The following is a 16,133-nucleotide window of genomic DNA, read 5'->3' on the forward strand; positions in this document are numbered from 1 at the left end:
ACCTCTATGCATAAATAAAATAAAAACAGAGTTATCAACTCTAACTTTACTTAAAATGCAGTAACTGCCTAGCTCGTAGATTTACGTATGGTTTAAAGTAGCATAGCGGCTTGCTTCATGACGTAATCTCGCACACCTTGCTGTACATTTAAAAATCCCTGTGTATAGCCTGCGGCTCGAAGCTGAGTTAAATCCGCTTGTGTATGGCTTTGATAACGGCCTTTTAAGTCATCAGGAAAGTCAATGTATTGTAATAGGCTTTGCTCTGTCATCTGCGCTAAAGTCAGCGCTGGCTGCTTCTCTAGCTCACGCATAGCATTAACTACGGTATGTGCAACATCGTTAAAAGGCTGAGCTTGCCCACTACCACAATTAAAAATGCCTGACACCTGATTTTGTAAAAAGTGCAGATTTACTTTCACCACGTCATCAATATAAACAAAATCTCGCTGCTGTCCACCGTTGGAATAGCCATCCCAAGCACCAAACAATCGAACCAGGCCTTCTTTTTTATACTGATGCATATTATGCAAAGCCACTGATGCCATACGACCTTTATGATTTTCTTGGGGTCCGTACACATTAAAATAACGCAATCCCACTACAGGCGCCGTTAAGCTTTGCATACGTTTACGCACCACCTGATCAAATAAAAACTTAGAGTAACCATACACATTTAAAGGCTTCTCATTATGAATATCTTCAACATAATGGGGGCCAGCACCATAGACGGCAGCAGAGGAAGCATAGATAAATGGGATATTAAATTTTTGACAATATTCCAGTAGCTCTAAGCTCACTTGGTAATTATTATCCATCATAAAACGTCCATCACGCTCCGTAGTGTCTGAGCAAGCTCCTTGATGTAATACGGCCGTTATCTTAGGTAAACGTTGGTTTAATAAACGCTGTCTAAATGCCTCTTTATCTAGGTAATCGGCAATATCAGCTCGAACTAAATTATGAAACTTATCACCCTCAAGCAGATCATCCACCACAATAATCTCGTTAATGCCTAATTGATTAAGACCTAGCAATAAATTACTACCAATAAAACCTGCACCGCCCGTCACTACAATCATCTTAACTCCTCTGCGGTCACCGTAGATGTACCTAACTTACCCACTACAATGCTTCCCGCTTTATTTGCCCAATACATGGCCTCATTCCAGTTCAATCCTGCGGCTTTAGAGACGGCCAAGGTGGCTAGAACGGTATCTCCCGCCCCAGAAACATCAAACACCTCTTGCGCCTCAGCCGCTGCGTGAGCACGCCCCGTATCGGTGTACATAGTCATACCCTGTTCAGAACGCGTAATTAATAAAGCATCTAAAGAGAGGTCTAATCTTAACTGTTGGGCGCGCTGCGTTAAATCATCCTCATCAACCCACTTCCCTACGGCTTCCTGCATTTCTTGCCGATTAGGGGTGATACTACTGGCGTGATGATAACGACTATAATCGTCCCCTTTGGGATCCACTAGCACCGGCACCTGATGCGCCCGCGCTAAGGTAATTAAAGCCTCCACCTCTGATAAAGCCCCCTTAGCATAGTCTGAAAAAACGACCACATCATGCTGAGCGACTAAAGTGGCAAAATGGTGTTTTAATTGATCTAAAACATGCGTACTAGGAGGATTTTCAAAATCCACCCGTAATAACTGCTGTAACCGACCTAATATGCGTAATTTTAATATAGTGGGTTCAGTACCATCTATGCATAAATAAGGGCTAATCCCTTTTTCTTTGCACAGCGCTTGAATGGCTGCACCCGCTTCATCGGCTCCTATTAAGCCAATTAGGCTGGCTTGGGCTCCTAAGGCCACGCAATTACGCGCTACGTTAGCAGCACCACCTAATCGATCCTCTTTATGAGCCACTTTAACTACTGGAACTGGAGCTTCAGGAGAGATTCGATTCACCTCACCAAACCAGTACCTATCTAGCATAACGTCGCCTACCACTAAGATTTTTAAGCCAGCAAGTTGTTCTGTTGTAGGAAAGGCCTTCATTCCATTTCCTCCAACCGTTTAGGAGCATAACTTTCCCAATGCGTACAACCCGGGCATTGCCAATAAAAATGCTGTGCTTCAAAGCCGCATTGCTGACAGGAATAACGGTCTAAGCGCTGAGTATGTTTATGTATCAAACTACGTAACAACGACAAATCACCACCTAACAGGCGTTTTACAGCTGGATTGAGGGCGTATTGCAATTCTACTTTTAAACTACGATCCAAGCCTAGTAAAGAAGGGTGTTGCTCTAGGGCCTGCCTTGTAAAAGCCCAGGCCTCTTCTGCTCCTTTTTGTTGGCGTAATGATTTAAATACTTGAGAAAACACATCCACCGATGGGTATTGCTCATAATGCGCTTGCAGTTCATGCAAGCCTTGCTCAGCTTGCCCTTGGACCTCAAAACATTGCATTAAATCAGCCGCCACTAAACCAGCATATAAAGGCGCTACGCGTAATACTTCTTGTAGATAAAACTGCTGCAAAGGATAATCCTGATGCAATTGAGCGAGTTTGGCACGCAACATAAAAATACGTGCAGTAGAGGCACGGCTGCCTTCTTTATCACCCAATTTTTTTGCCGCTTTTTCCGCTTCATTTAAGGCGGTTTCTGCTGCAGAAAAATCCGGCTCTTTACGCATCAGAGCGGCTTCGGCTTGCTCACATTGATAATGCACTAACTGCGGCACAGGCTCTTCAACTAAATTTCGTAATCGCCTTACTGCCTCAATCGCTTTAGGCCAGTCATGACCAGATTCATAAATATGAATAAGCGCTCGTACCGCCGCAATACTATGTCTGCCTGTAGACACCGCTTCAAAAGCCTCTTCGGCTCTATCTAACATGCCTGCTTTAAGAAAGTCCTGAGCTATTTCATATTGGGCATTCTCGCGATCTAGCTCTGGCAAATCAGTACGCGCTAATAAGCTTTGGTGTACGCGTATGGCGCGCTCTATCTCACCTCTACGTCTAAATAACCCACCTAAAGCAAAATGCAATTCAGTGGTTTCAGGATCAAGCTTAGCGACTTCTATAAAAGCATCTATAGCTTGATCTGGCTCTTCATTTAAAAGAAAATTTAAGCCCTTGAAATAGGAATCAGGTAATTGCTTGCTTTCAGATAGCATTTGTTTAAAGTCAAAACGTGCAGCCATCCAGCCTAAGCCAAATAATACGGGCACAATTAAGAGCCACCAAGGTTCAAAGTCCACACCTTACCTCGATCAAAGCGGAGCCAATGGAGCAATAGCCTCTGCTGCCATGGGATCAGGAGTTTTTTCATCTAAACGTTGCTCTAAGCGCGCTGCATCTCGCTTAAATTTTGCGACTTCTCGCTTTTTACGCATTAAGGCAAGTACCATCATTAATAGCCCTAAGAGTAAACCTAATAAAAAAGCGACCAACATAACAATGATTAAAGGCACATTACTCAAGGTGTAATCAGCAAAGAACCTGACTTGTACCGGATCTGTATTTTTAAGTGCAAACAACAGCACCACTAAAAAAACCAATAATCGTAACACCCACACTAAATAGCGCATAAACTCACTCCCACAAATTAATCAATAACTTGATTGTAAAGGCAAACCGTTTAATTCGCACTGCATACAAACACAAAAACAGGCTCATAAAGAGCCTGTTTTTTTAAAGACCGAAGTAAAAATAAAAACTAAGAGTTGTGTTGCTGAGCTAAAAAAGCTTCATCAACTCGCTCGCGTAGTTCTTTACCGGCCTTAAAGTGCGGTACTTGTTTAGCAGGCACTTGGACTTGCTCACCTGAACGCGGATTACGACCTATGCGTGAAGATCGAGTAGATAAAGAAAAACTACCGAACCCACGTATCTCGATGCGCTGACCACTAACCAAAGCTGCGGTCATGGCATCAAGAATGGTGTTTACCGCTAGCTCGGTGTCCTTTTGTGCCAGTTGCGGTTTGCGGCTGGCCAAGAGTGCAATAAGCTCAGATTTAGTCACTTTATTCTGTATCGTCTTCACGCTGCTGCTCTAACTGAGCACGTAATAAAGCACCTAAGTTTGTGGTACCGGCAGAAGCACTGGTGTCTGCAATACGCTGCATGCTCTGTGAGGTTTCCGCGCTATCCATGGCTTTAATAGAAAGCTGTATAGAACGAGCCTTACGATCAACGTTGATGATCATGGCTTCTACGTCATCGCCTTCTTTGAAAACAGTGGTGGCGTCTTCAACACGACCCGCTGCCATTTCAGAAGCACGCAAGTAACCATCCACATCTACTGACAAGGTAACCACAGCACCTTTAGGCTCAATAGATTTAATGGAACCTTTCACTACAGCACCCTTATCATTGGTAGATACGTAGTTATTGAATGGATCCCCTTCAAGCTGCTTAATACCTAAAGAAATACGCTCTTTTTCGGTATCAATACCGAGCACGATAGCATCAACTTCGTCGCCTTTTTTGTAGTTACGTACAGCTTCTTCACCGGAGTCTGTCCAAGAAAGATCAGACAAATGAACTAGACCGTCTATGCCACCGTCTAAACCTACGAATACACCAAAGTCTGTAATAGATTTGATAGCACCACGTACCTTATCGCCGCGTTTGAAGTTAAGCGCAAACTCTTCCCATGGGTTAGCACGACACTGCTTCATACCTAAAGAGATACGACGACGATCTTCGTCAATGTCTAAAACCATAACTTCGACTTCTTCGCCTAAAGTTACAACTTTGCGTGGATCTACGTTTTTGTTTGTCCAATCCATCTCAGAGACGTGAACTAAACCTTCAATGCCATCTTCCACTTCAACGAATGCACCGTAATCAGTGAGGTTAGTGACCTTACCGAATAAACGCGTGCTTTGTGGGTAGCGGCGAGATAAACCAATCCAAGGATCTTCGCCTAGTTGTTTAACACCTAATGAAACACGGCTACGCTCTTGGTCAAACTTAAGTACTTTGGCTTCGATTTCTTCACCAACTTGTAGTACTTCGGATGGGTGACGCACACGACGCCATGCCATATCAGTAATGTGTAGTAAGCCGTCTATACCGCCTAAATCTACGAAGGCACCGTAATCAGTAATGTTTTTCACAATACCTTTGATAACAATACCTTCGGTTAGGGTTTCGAGTAGCTTCTCGCGCTCTTCACCCATGCTGGCCTCAAGCACAGCACGACGAGACAACACTACGTTATTACGCTTACGGTCAAGTTTAATCACTTTAAACTCAACGGTTTTGCCTTCGTATGGTGTGGTGTCTTTAACTGGGCGTAAATCAACCAAGGATCCGGGTAAGAATGCACGGATACCGTTAGTCATAACCGTCATGCCGCCTTTAACCTTGCCAGTAATGGTACCGGTAACGAGCTCACCTGATTCTAGGGCTTGTTCTAAAGACAACCATGCGGATAGACGCTTGGCGCGATCACGCGACAAGATGGTGTCACCGTAACCGTTTTCAAACGCGTCAATAGCAACGGATACGTAATCGCCGGGTTCGACTTCAAGTTCGCCTTGATCATTAAGGAATTCCTCAATGGGGATCATGGACTCTGACTTCAAACCAGCGTTAACCAATACGTAGTTATGGTCTACGCGCAAAACTTCAGCGGAAATAACTTCACCGGCTTTTAAGTCTTGGGATTGTACGCTTTCTGCAAATAAATCGGCAAAGCTTTCGCCGCCTAAAACATCGGTAGTAGAGATGGAGGACATTAAATAAAATCCATCAGCCATTACTGGCTTAGAAAAATGCACACCAGGCACTATTGCCCAGCGGAGTGAATAAACATCGTTTTTGACTATACAACGGCCATTTAACGACACCAATCAATTTGTTTTAGCCCAATATGCCAACACTTGATTTACCGTCTCGTCTATAGATAAAGCGGAAGAATCAATGGTGTACGCGTCTGGGGCAGCTTTTAAAGGAGCTGCTACGCGACTCGTATCACGTAAGTCACGCGCTTGCAAATCGGCTAGTAGATTTGAAAGATTAGCAGATGCGCCCTTATCTATCAACTGTTGGTAACGCCTTTGCGCTCTGGATTGCACATCTGCAACAAGAAATATTTTCAAAGGCGCATCAGGAAAGATAACGGTTCCCATATCTCGGCCATCGGCCACCAAGCCTGAGCCTTTGCGAAATTGACGCTGACGTGCCAGTAAAGCTTCACGTACCGCCGGATAAGCGGCAACTCTGGAAGCCATCAACCCTATTTCTTCAGCCCTTAGTAAATCTGTTACGTCTTTACCAGCTAAGAGACAGCGGCCTTTCTCAAAATCCACGTCAAGCTGTAGCGCTTGTTGTGCCACTGCATTTTCATCTTCTAGCTCCACATCATTCTGAACGCTTGCTAAAGCCGTCAAACGATAAAGCGCTCCACTATCTAATACGCTCCAGCCTAAATGAGAGGCTACTCGCGCCGCCACGGTACCCTTACCAGAAGCAGTGGGGCCATCAATTGTAATAACAGGCGTGATTTTATTTGCAGTCATCGCACCAAATCTTTAAAAACAGAAAAATAAGTGGGAAAGGTTTTACTAACGCAATCGGGATCTAAAATCGTTAAAGGCATAGGGCCAAAACTAGCTAAAGATAAACACATGGCAATGCGATGGTCGTCATAGGTTTCAATCTGCGCGCCCTCTTGCCACTGACCTTCAGCGATAGGGTGTACGCGTAACCAGTCCGGCCCAGACTCAACTTGCGCCCCCAATTTGCGCAGCTCGTTTTGCATGGCCTCAATGCGGTCCGTTTCTTTAACACGCCAGCTGGCAATATTACGTAGCGTACAAGGGCCATCAGCATAAATAGCAATAGCTGCAGCTGTCATCGCCGCATCGGGGATTAAATTAAAATCCAGATCAAAGGCACGAAGCTTTTCACCTTTTGCCACTTGTACACCTGTTACTCGCATGGCGTGTGGAAAATACTCAACGGTTGCGCCCATTTGCTCCATGACCTCAGCAAATTTTACATCACCTTGTACAGATAGTGACCCCACCCCTTCAATCTCTATAGGCCCACCTGCAATAGCTCCCAAGGCTAAGAAGTAGGAAGCCGAAGAAGCATCTCCTTCTACGTGTAAGGTCCCCGGAGACACATACTGCGCATCATGAGAGATAGTAAAACGTTGCCAGTTTGCATCATGCGCTACCACCACACCAAAACGTGCCATCATATCTACTGTAATGGCAATATAAGGCTGTGAAATTAAGGTGCCTTCCACTTCCACCACAAAATCCATACCTGTTTGTGCGGTAGCAATGGGTGCCGCCATCAGCAAAGCTGTTAAAAACTGACTGGAAACATCTCCCTTAACGCGAATAGGTTGGGATAAATCCAGCGTGGGTTGCCCTATCTTTAAAGGCGGATAACCCGTATTTTCTAAATAATCGATTTGAGCGCCAGCCGTACGTAAGGCATCGACTAAATCACCTATGGGACGCTCATGCATACGCGCTATGCCTGATAAAGTGAAATCGCCCCCCATCAATGCTAGGGCGGCTGTTAAGGAGCGTACGGCGGTGCCAGCATTCCCTAAAAACAATTCAGCGGTAGTATTACTGAAAGGACTACCGCCCTGTACTTTATAGCTACCCTTATCAGCCAACGCCTCTGTTTGCACTCCCATCTTATGCAGTGATTCCAACATCACCTTCGTATCATCGGAGGTCAGCACTCCAGTTAAGGTGGTGCTACCTGTTGTAATGGCCGCTAATAACAGCGCTCTGTTGGAAATACTCTTAGATCCTGGTAATTGTAACGCACCCTCTGCCTTAGAGGCGGGGGTTAAAACCAACTGTTTTTTATTCATGCTAAGCCACTCCTATGGCCCCAAAGACGTCGCGCTAAAGCTGCCTTTTCTAAAAAATCGTATAAAGCGGTTTCATCAGCATCACGCAAAGCGGTTTCAGCCTGCTCAAAAGCCTGCCGCACCTGTTGTAGCTCCGCAAGAACCGCTTCTTTATTGCTTAAAAAAATGTCACGCCACACTTCGGCAGAACCGGCTGAGATACGCGTAAAATCTCTAAAACCACTCCCTGCCACATGCAAACGTACATCGGCATCAGCGGCACTAGCTACCTGCCACATAAATACAGAAGAAAGAAAATGGGGGACATGACTGACCGACGCTAAAACACGATCGTGTTCTTGAGCAGTCATCAACATCACCTTGGCACCACACGCCTCCCACAGCGCAATCACTTGGGCTTTAGTTTGTGCAGTATTATCTTTATGGGGCGTTAAGATAGTGATGCGATCTTGATAGAGCGCAGCAAAGGCGGCTTCGGGACCTGCTTTTTCAGCACCCGCTATAGGATGTCCTGGTACAAACTGCACCACCTTTTCACCCAAAGACTTTATGGCATCTTGTAATACATCGGCTTTCGTACTCCCAGCATCTGTCACGATGGTGTGTGGACGTAAATGGGGCGCCATTTGCTGCAAAAGCTTAGCTGTAGCACGTACCGGTGTGGCTAAAAGCACCATATCTGCCTGAGCAGTAGCAGTGGCTAAATCAGCTGCCTCATCAACTAGCCCTAAACTGATGGCGCGTTGAACTGTACTGCTTTGGCGGCTCACGCCTATTACTTTCCCTACACAACCAGCTTGTTTTAGTGCAGCTGCCACTGAGCCACCAATAAGGCCTGGACCCACCACCACTAACACGGGAATAAAAAAAGTATCCGTCTGCATGGCTTTTATGCCTGACAAGGATAGGACCCCAACACTTTAAAAAAAGCCACCTGCTTTTTTAACTGGGTAAAAGCCGCATGTACGGCTGCGTCCTCTTTATGACCCAAAAGATCTATGTAGAAATAATATTCCCACTGTCCGGTACGGGCTGGTCTAGACTCTAAACGTGTCATAGAAACCTTATGTTGGGCAAAAGGCGCAATCATTTCATGTACGGCTCCGGCCCGATTAGGCACGGCTAAAATCACACTGGTTTTATCGTTTCCTGAAGGCAAGGGTTCAATGTGACCGATGGCTAAAAAGCGCGTACGGTTGTGAGGGTCATCTTGTATGGATGCATGCACTACTTGTAAGCCCCAGTGCTCAGCCGCTTTTTGTCCAGCAATAGCAGCGACTGTGGGATCTACCGCGGCAATACGTGCCGCCTCGGCATTACTGGAGGCAGCGTCTTGCTGTATATGTGGGTAATGTCGTACTAGCCATCCTTGGCATTGGGCCAATGCTTGGGGATGCGCCATAATTCGCTTCACTTCACGCATATCTGTGCTCTGCGCTAATAAACAATGGTGAATAGCCAAAGAGCGCTCTCCTAGCACTTTGACGGAAGAGTTTAGTAATAAATCTAACGTGCGATTCACAGCGCCTTCCGTTGAATTTTCCACCGGCACCATGCCCACATCGGCTTCACCCACCTCAACCAATCGAAAAATCTCATCAAAATTATCACACGGCACTGCTGTAATAAAATGACCGAAATGCGCCAAAGCGGCTTGCTCAGAAAAAGAACCCTGAGGGCCTAAAAAGGCCACTCGTAACTGACGCTCTAAACCTCGGCAAGCAGAAATAATCTCAGACCAAACTGCTTGGATAGATTCTGCAGTGACCGGTCCAGCATTCACAGCTTGCAAGTGAGCAATAATTTGTGCCTCACGTTCTGGCTTCAAAATGCTGTCATCCGCATCTAAGCCTTCTTTAACTTTACCAATCTCTAAAGCCGCCTGAGCACGCTTATTTAATAGCTGCAAAATCTCCACGTCTAGGGCATCAATTTGCTCACGCCATGGCTGCAGCTTTTGTAAAAGTTTCTTAGCCATGCTGCGCCTCAAACTGCTGCATAAAAGCAATAAGAGCATCTATGGCCGCAATGGGCAGCGCATTATAAATAGAAGCACGCATTCCGCCTACGCTTTTATGCCCTTTTAACTGTAATAGCCCGGCAGTTGCCGCTTCAGATAAAAACAATTTATCCAGACTGGGGTCAGCCAATAAAAAAGGCACATTCATGCGTGAGCGCACTGATTTCTCTACTGTATTACGATAAAACGTTGAATTATCTAAGTAATTATATAAGCGCTCAGATTTCTCGATGTTGGCTTTCTCTATGGCCTCTACCCCACCTTGAGCCTTAAGCCACTTAAATATTAAACCAGCCATATAAATGGCGTAGGTGGGCGGTGTATTAAACATGGAGTCGCTATTAGCTACCAATTCATAATTAAACGCACTGGGACAGTGCTCATGCGCTTTTCCGAGTAACTCTTTACGTATAATTACCATGGTAACGCCTGCAGGGCCTGCATTTTTTTGAGCTCCCGCATACACCACATCCACCTTAGTAAAATCAATGGGTCTAGATAAGATATTTGATGAGGCATCAATAACTAAAGGCACCGCTAAACGTGGCCAATCGTTAAACTCTACGCCACTTATGGTTTCATTACTGCATGCATGCACATAAGAAGCCGTAGGGCGTAGCGTCCAAGTACTGGGCTCAGGAAACCAGGTGAACTCATCTGCTGAACTCGCTGCTAAAGCCACATCGCCATAGCGCTGCGCTTCTTTAAAGGATTTATTAGACCAGCTACCAGACACTACATAATCGGCCTGATTATGCTGGTCTAAACCCATTAAATTGAGGGGTACTAAGGCATTTTGTGCTTGAGCGCCACCTTGCATAAAGAGCACACAAAATGCATCCGGAATGTGTAACAAATCACGTAAATCTTGTTCGGCCTCATCACGAATACTCATAAAATCGGCCCCCCGATGGCTCATTTCCATCACAGACATACCTGATCCCTGCCAATTGACCATTTCGGCGGCTGCCTGTTCAAGCACAGCCAAAGGTAAGGCCGAAGGACCGGCAGAAAAATTCCAAGGACGCATAATTACACCCACTCTCTAATTCGTTAATAAGTTACTCGTTATTTTTTGAATCGGCCTCTGGTGTAATCTCTACACCCTCAGCTTCCTCAATCGTATTTCCATCTTCATCAACCACTATCTCTAACGCTATATCTGCATCACTTTCTGCCACACGGTACACTCCAGACAGTTTACTGTTTTGCTCTACGTTAATTAGAGTCACGCCTTGGGTGGCACGCCCCATTTCACGAATCTCTTCCACTCGAGTACGCACCAATATGCCACTGTTAGTAATGAGCATAATTTCATCGGTTTCAGTGACTAAAACCGCACCAACTAAGCAACCATTACGTTCAGAAGCTTGAATCGCAATCATGCCCTTAGTGCCACGACTATGACGCGTGTATTCACTAATGGAGGTGCGTTTACCGTAGCCATTTTCAGTAGCAGTAAGCACAGACTGGGTTTCATCTTCGGCCACTAACAAAGAAATCACAGTTTGGCCTTCATCTAAATTCATGCCGCGTACACCACGCGCATTTCTACCCATAGGACGTACATCTGTCTCACGGAAACGTACCGCTTTACCTGCATCGGAAAACAGCATGATATCGTGCTCACCAGCGGTTAGCTGCGCGCCAATCAAGTAATCGTCTTCATCTAAACCAACGGCAATAATACCGGCCTTGCGCGGATTGGAAAAATGAGAAAGTGGTGTTTTCTTTACCGTACCTTGAGAGGTGGCCATGAAGACAAATTGATCATCACTAAACTCCTTCACCGAAAGCACGACTGTGATTTTCTCGTCTTGCTCTAAAGGAAACATGTTAACGATAGGGCGACCACGCGCATTACGCGAACCTTGAGGCACTTCCCAAACCTTAAGCCAATAAACACGGCCCCGATCTGAAAAACAAAGTAGGTAGTCATGCGTATTAGCTATAAATAAATTATCTACCCAGTCGTCTTCTCGGGTAGTGGTGGCTTGTTTGCCACGGCCACCCCGACGCTGAGCCCGGTATTCAGACAATGGCTGACTTTTAATATAGCCTTCATGGGATAAGGTAACCACCATATCCATAGGAGTGATTAAATCCTCAGTATCTAACTCAGTGGCATTAAATTCAATTTCAGATTTACGTACGTCCTTTTCACCAGAAAACTCTGTTTTCAGGGCGATAAGCTCGTCAGAAATGATTTGTGTAACACGCTCTGGTCTAGCCAGAATATCGAGTAGGTCAGCAATACGCTCCATGACCTCTTTGTACTCGCCTACAATTTTATCCTGCTCTAAGCCAGTTAGGCGCTGCAAGCGCATATTTAAGATTTCTTGCGCCTGAGTTTCACTTAATCTATACAAACCATCGCTTTGCAACCCAAAGATATCTTCCAAACCATCCGGTCTGTATGCCAACTGGCCACCAGGTATTTGACTTTCATCTGCCCTAGCTAGCATGTCACGTACCACTTGGGCATCCCAGCTTTGAGCTAAAAGCTCTCTACGTGCATCAGGGGGCGTGGGAGCAGCACGAATAATGCGAATGAATTCGTCAATATTCGACAAAGCAACCGCTAAGCCTTCTAGTACGTGACCGCGCTCGCGCGCTCTGCGTAGTTGATAAACCGTACGACGCGTTACGACTTCGCGACGATGAAATAAGAAATACTCCACCAGCTGCTTGAGATTTAGTAAGCGCGGCTGCCCATCAACCAAAGCCACGATATTCATGCCGAAGGTTTCTTGGAGCTGAGTGTGCTTATACAGATTATTTAGCACCACCTCAGGCACTTCGCCGCGTCTAAGCTCTATCACTAAACGCATACCGTCTTTGTCTGATTCGTCGCGAATATCAGAAATACCTTCTATTTTCTTTTCGTTAACCAGATCTGCGATACGCTCTTGTAAGGTCTTTTTATTAACCTGATAAGGCAAGGCGTCAATGACAATGGATTGGCGTGAGCCTCTTTCCATATCTTCAAAATGCGCTTTAGCACGCATCACCACACGACCACGCCCGGTACGATAACCTTCACGCACACCAGACATGCCGTAAATAATGCCCCCTGTGGGGAAATCAGGGGCTGGAATAAACTCAAACAGATCATCCACTGAGCAATCTGGGTTTTCTAAACAGTATAAGCAACCATTTACTACCTCAGATAAGTTATGTGGAGGAATGTTGGTGGCCATACCTACCGCAATACCCGAACTACCGTTTACCAAAAGATTAGGTAAACGCGATGGTAGCAGAGCCGGTTCCATTTCACTGCCGTCATAGTTGGGAATGAAATCCACGGTTTCTTGGTCTATGTCTGCCAACATTTCATGAGAAATCTTCGCCAGACGGACTTCGGTATAGCGCATGGCTGCCGCGCCATCGCCATCAATGGAGCCAAAGTTACCTTGACCATCCACCAACATGTAGCGCATAGAAAAATCTTGCGCTAAACGCACAATGGTGTCGTAAACAGCTAAGTCGCCATGGGGATGATATTTACCAATCACATCACCCACAATACGTGCAGATTTTTTATATGCACGGTTCCAATCATTATTAAGCTCGTGCATCGCAAACAGGACACGACGATGTACGGGCTTTAAGCCATCACGCACATCGGGGAGCGCACGTCCTACGATTACGCTCATGGCGTAATCTAAATAACTGCGACGCATTTCCTCTTCCAGAGAAATCGGAAGGGTCTCCTTAGCAAAGGAATCCATATTAATTTGTCTTTATATTATGAGTTAAGCAAGATGCAGGCCGTATAAGGGCGTATACGGAATTCTACCATTACCCTTAACCTTGATTGTACTACCCCTTTATTTAGACTCAAGAAAAGTCAGCTGTAGGCAAAAAACACCAGAAAAACAAATATAGGCTTAGTTTTTGATCTGAGCTTGCCTTGTTGCCTAAAACCAACAATAATGCCAATTATCGACTATAATTTGGTCGATCCGCACGATATAAAGCCTCTACACTTAGCGTACTAGACAGAAATGTCTTAACATTCCTGCTAACACGCATGAAACCCAAGGCAATACTTTGGTTTGGTCTTTTATCTCAAACTACAGCATTGTTCGTTATTTCCGTTTAACAAAGATTAAATTTTAAGCGGTAGGGGTTCGCTGCGGTAACTTAACAGCATCAGCTCAAACGAGGAGAAACATGAATAAACCCTCCAAAATCGCACTTGCACTCGCCTTTGCCGCAGCCACAGCCACTGGTGCTGTGTCCGCGCAAACTGGCGGTGAGGTCAATAACTGGCAAAACCCATTTGGCGACGTATGGATGAACGGCACGCACGAATTGTGCTGGCGTAATAATTTCTGGACACCAGCTACCGGCATCCCCGGTTGTGATGGCGTACCAGTTGCTCAAGCCGAAGAAACCGTTGTTGTCGCTCCCACTACAACCAAAGTTGTTTTAAACGCAGACACGTTCTTTGATTTTGACAAAGCCACTCTAAAACCAGAAGGCCGTGAGGTGCTAGACCAAGTTGCAGAGCAATCCGCACAAATGGAACTAGAAACCTTAATTGCCGTAGGTCACACTGACTCCACAGGTCCTGCCGCGTATAACCAGAAACTGTCTGTACGCCGCGCTGACTCCGTTAAAGACTACCTAGTCTCTAAAGGCGTTCCTGCAGATCGTATCTACACCGAAGGTAAAGGTGAGTCTGATCCTATCGCTACAAACGCGACACGTGAAGGCCGCGCTGAAAACCGTCGTGTAGAAATCGAACTCGTCGGTATCCGTAAGCAGTAATTCGTTTGTTATTGTATTAAACAATACTCATACGAGATTCGCTTAAGGCGATACAATAAAGGCTCCTACTTAGGAGCCTTTATTCATTCTATAGGTTTGTATTATGTCTACTGTAAATGTTGATCCAGCAGAAATTGAAAAGTTTAGTGCTTTAGCCTCACGCTGGTGGGATCCAACTAGCGAATTCAAACCCCTACATGAAATCAATCCCTTACGCCTAGGCTGGATTAGCGATTTAGCAGGCGGCCTTGAGAATAAAAAAGTGATAGATGTAGGCTGCGGTGGCGGTATATTAGCTGAAGCCATGGCAGCACAAGGAGCAAATGTTACAGGCATAGACCTAGCCAAAAGATCACTTAAAGTAGCTAGGTTACATAGTCTAGAAACTGGCATCAAAGTGAATTATCAATATATCAGTGCGGAAGAAATGGCCGCCCAGCAGACTGAGAAATATGACATAGTCACTTGTATGGAAATGCTAGAGCATGTGCCTAACCCCGCCTCTATCATTCAAGCATGTGCTCAACTCGTAAAACCCGGTGGTTGGGTATTCTTCTCTACATTAAATCGTAATCCTAAATCGTTTCTATTTGCTATAGTGGGCGCTGAATACCTATTAAATCTAGTTCCTAGAGGCACACATCATTATGAAGCTTTTATTAAACCCAGTGAACTCTCGCGCTCAGCCCGTGAAAGTGGTTTAAGTCTTCACGAGCTCAAAGGGCTTGAATACAACCCCATCACCAAACACTACAAACTTAGCCAAGACAGCTCGGTAAATTACCTTATGGCCACACAAAAATCACGCTAAGTGATAAATGATAAGTAATAGACAACGCATAAGAGACAGGATCATGCAAAAACTCGTTTTATTTGATTTTGACGGTACCTTAGTAGACTCTGCACCAGACTTAGCCGCCAGCGCTAATTATATACGCACTCAGCAAGGCCTAGACCCCCTGCCCGAAGCTTACCTTAGGCCCTACGCCTCTATGGGTGCTCGCGGGCTTTTAAAGGCGGCTCTAGACCTAAATATGGATCACCCCGATTACGAACCTCAGAAAAGTCTATTTTTGGACCATTATGCCGCCAACTCCACCATAAACAGTCAGTTGTTTGATGGTGTAGATACGTTAATTTCACAGTTTAATGAAATGGGCATCAGTTGGGGAGTGGTCACAAATAAAGCGGTGCATCTCACCCAACCCATCATGGATCATTTTGGGCTTAGCACTAGCAGTAAAGTCTTAGTGGGTGGTGATTCCACACCACATATCAAACCTCACCCAGCTTCGTTATTTTTAGCCTGTGAAAAAACAGGTATAGCCCCTGAAAACTGTATTTATATTGGGGATGATGAGCGTGATATTGTGGCGGGGAAAGCAGCAGGCATGGCCACCGCGGTGGCCGCTTATGGTTATTGTGATTTTGATCCTGCCATTGCAAACTGGCAAGCGGATGGTATTGCTAGCCATGCCACAGAAATCTTCCCCATTGTTTTACAATGGTTGCATAGATAATCA

The 16,133-nt window shown here is 45.4% G+C and carries 15 protein-coding genes; 3 read left to right on the forward strand and 12 right to left on the reverse strand.

The genetic code is table 11. The annotated features are described in order from the left end of the window. Nucleotides 1-92: 92 nt before the first annotated feature. From rfaD to gyrA, 12 genes are all read right to left on the reverse strand, one after another. Nucleotides 93-1,082 (reverse strand): ADP-glyceromanno-heptose 6-epimerase, encoded by a 990-nt coding sequence (rfaD, locus tag AC2UZJ_RS01350; RefSeq protein ID WP_486948321.1) that lies wholly within the window; start codon nucleotides 1,080-1,082, stop codon nucleotides 93-95. After that, the gene (rfaE1, locus tag AC2UZJ_RS01355) at nucleotides 1,079-2,011 is read right to left on the reverse strand and encodes a D-glycero-beta-D-manno-heptose-7-phosphate kinase (RefSeq protein ID WP_486948322.1); all 933 of its coding nucleotides are present in this window, start codon (nucleotides 2,009-2,011) and stop codon (nucleotides 1,079-1,081) included. The genes rfaD and rfaE1 overlap by 4 nt, the downstream gene beginning before the upstream one ends. Continuing rightward, on the reverse strand, nucleotides 2,008-3,222 hold the full coding sequence (lapB, locus tag AC2UZJ_RS01360; RefSeq protein ID WP_486948323.1) for a lipopolysaccharide assembly protein LapB: 1,215 nt from the start codon (nucleotides 3,220-3,222) through the stop codon (nucleotides 2,008-2,010). The genes rfaE1 and lapB overlap by 4 nt, the downstream gene beginning before the upstream one ends. A gap of 12 nt (nucleotides 3,223-3,234) precedes the next feature. Beyond that, the gene (locus AC2UZJ_RS01365; protein ID WP_486948324.1) at nucleotides 3,235-3,552 is read right to left on the reverse strand and encodes a lipopolysaccharide assembly protein LapA domain-containing protein; all 318 of its coding nucleotides are present in this window, start codon (nucleotides 3,550-3,552) and stop codon (nucleotides 3,235-3,237) included. A 128-nt stretch (nucleotides 3,553-3,680) separates the two neighbouring features. Next, the gene (locus AC2UZJ_RS01370) at nucleotides 3,681-3,986 is read right to left on the reverse strand and encodes an integration host factor subunit beta (RefSeq protein WP_486948580.1); all 306 of its coding nucleotides are present in this window, start codon (nucleotides 3,984-3,986) and stop codon (nucleotides 3,681-3,683) included. A gap of 1 nt (nucleotide 3,987) precedes the next feature. Continuing rightward, nucleotides 3,988-5,709: a 30S ribosomal protein S1 gene (gene rpsA, locus AC2UZJ_RS01375; RefSeq protein ID WP_486948325.1), complete on the reverse strand. Its 1,722-nt coding sequence runs from the start codon at nucleotides 5,707-5,709 to the stop codon at nucleotides 3,988-3,990. Between the two features lie 114 nt (nucleotides 5,710-5,823). Beyond that, nucleotides 5,824-6,492 carry a (d)CMP kinase gene (gene cmk / locus AC2UZJ_RS01380; protein ID WP_486948326.1) on the reverse strand — a complete coding sequence of 223 codons (669 nt, stop codon included), beginning with the start codon at nucleotides 6,490-6,492 and terminating at the stop codon, nucleotides 5,824-5,826. Then, nucleotides 6,489-7,814, reverse strand: a complete 1,326-nt coding sequence (gene aroA / locus AC2UZJ_RS01385; protein ID WP_486948327.1) for a 3-phosphoshikimate 1-carboxyvinyltransferase — start codon at nucleotides 7,812-7,814, stop codon at nucleotides 6,489-6,491. The genes cmk and aroA overlap by 4 nt, the downstream gene beginning before the upstream one ends. After that, the gene (locus AC2UZJ_RS01390; protein WP_486948328.1) at nucleotides 7,811-8,698 is read right to left on the reverse strand and encodes a prephenate dehydrogenase; all 888 of its coding nucleotides are present in this window, start codon (nucleotides 8,696-8,698) and stop codon (nucleotides 7,811-7,813) included. The genes aroA and AC2UZJ_RS01390 overlap by 4 nt, the downstream gene beginning before the upstream one ends. 5 nt (nucleotides 8,699-8,703) lie before the next feature. Next, complete coding sequence (pheA, locus tag AC2UZJ_RS01395) at nucleotides 8,704-9,792, reverse strand: prephenate dehydratase (protein WP_486948329.1); 1,089 nt, start codon at nucleotides 9,790-9,792, stop codon at nucleotides 8,704-8,706. After that, nucleotides 9,785-10,864, reverse strand: coding sequence for a 3-phosphoserine/phosphohydroxythreonine transaminase (gene serC / locus AC2UZJ_RS01400; protein WP_486948330.1), 1,080 nt, complete (start codon nucleotides 10,862-10,864; stop codon nucleotides 9,785-9,787). The genes pheA and serC overlap by 8 nt, the downstream gene beginning before the upstream one ends. A gap of 31 nt (nucleotides 10,865-10,895) precedes the next feature. Then, the gene (gene gyrA, locus AC2UZJ_RS01405; RefSeq protein WP_486948331.1) at nucleotides 10,896-13,565 is read right to left on the reverse strand and encodes a DNA gyrase subunit A; all 2,670 of its coding nucleotides are present in this window, start codon (nucleotides 13,563-13,565) and stop codon (nucleotides 10,896-10,898) included. 445 nt (nucleotides 13,566-14,010) lie between these two features. On the opposite strand from gyrA, the gene ompA reads away from it, so the two are divergent. The 3 genes from ompA (at nucleotide 14,011) to AC2UZJ_RS01420 (ending at nucleotide 16,130) form a co-directional block, all read left to right on the forward strand. Next, complete coding sequence (gene ompA / locus AC2UZJ_RS01410) at nucleotides 14,011-14,610, forward strand: outer membrane protein OmpA (RefSeq protein WP_486948332.1); 600 nt, start codon at nucleotides 14,011-14,013, stop codon at nucleotides 14,608-14,610. Nucleotides 14,611-14,713: 103 nt separating this feature from the next. Then, the gene (gene ubiG, locus AC2UZJ_RS01415; RefSeq protein WP_486948333.1) at nucleotides 14,714-15,421 is read left to right on the forward strand and encodes a bifunctional 2-polyprenyl-6-hydroxyphenol methylase/3-demethylubiquinol 3-O-methyltransferase UbiG; all 708 of its coding nucleotides are present in this window, start codon (nucleotides 14,714-14,716) and stop codon (nucleotides 15,419-15,421) included. Nucleotides 15,422-15,464: 43 nt separating this feature from the next. Next, nucleotides 15,465-16,130: an HAD-IA family hydrolase gene (locus AC2UZJ_RS01420; protein WP_486948334.1), complete on the forward strand. Its 666-nt coding sequence runs from the start codon at nucleotides 15,465-15,467 to the stop codon at nucleotides 16,128-16,130. The last annotated feature ends 3 nt before the right edge of the window (nucleotides 16,131-16,133 follow it).

Source organism: Paenalcaligenes sp. DL 309 (assembly GCF_057475285.1).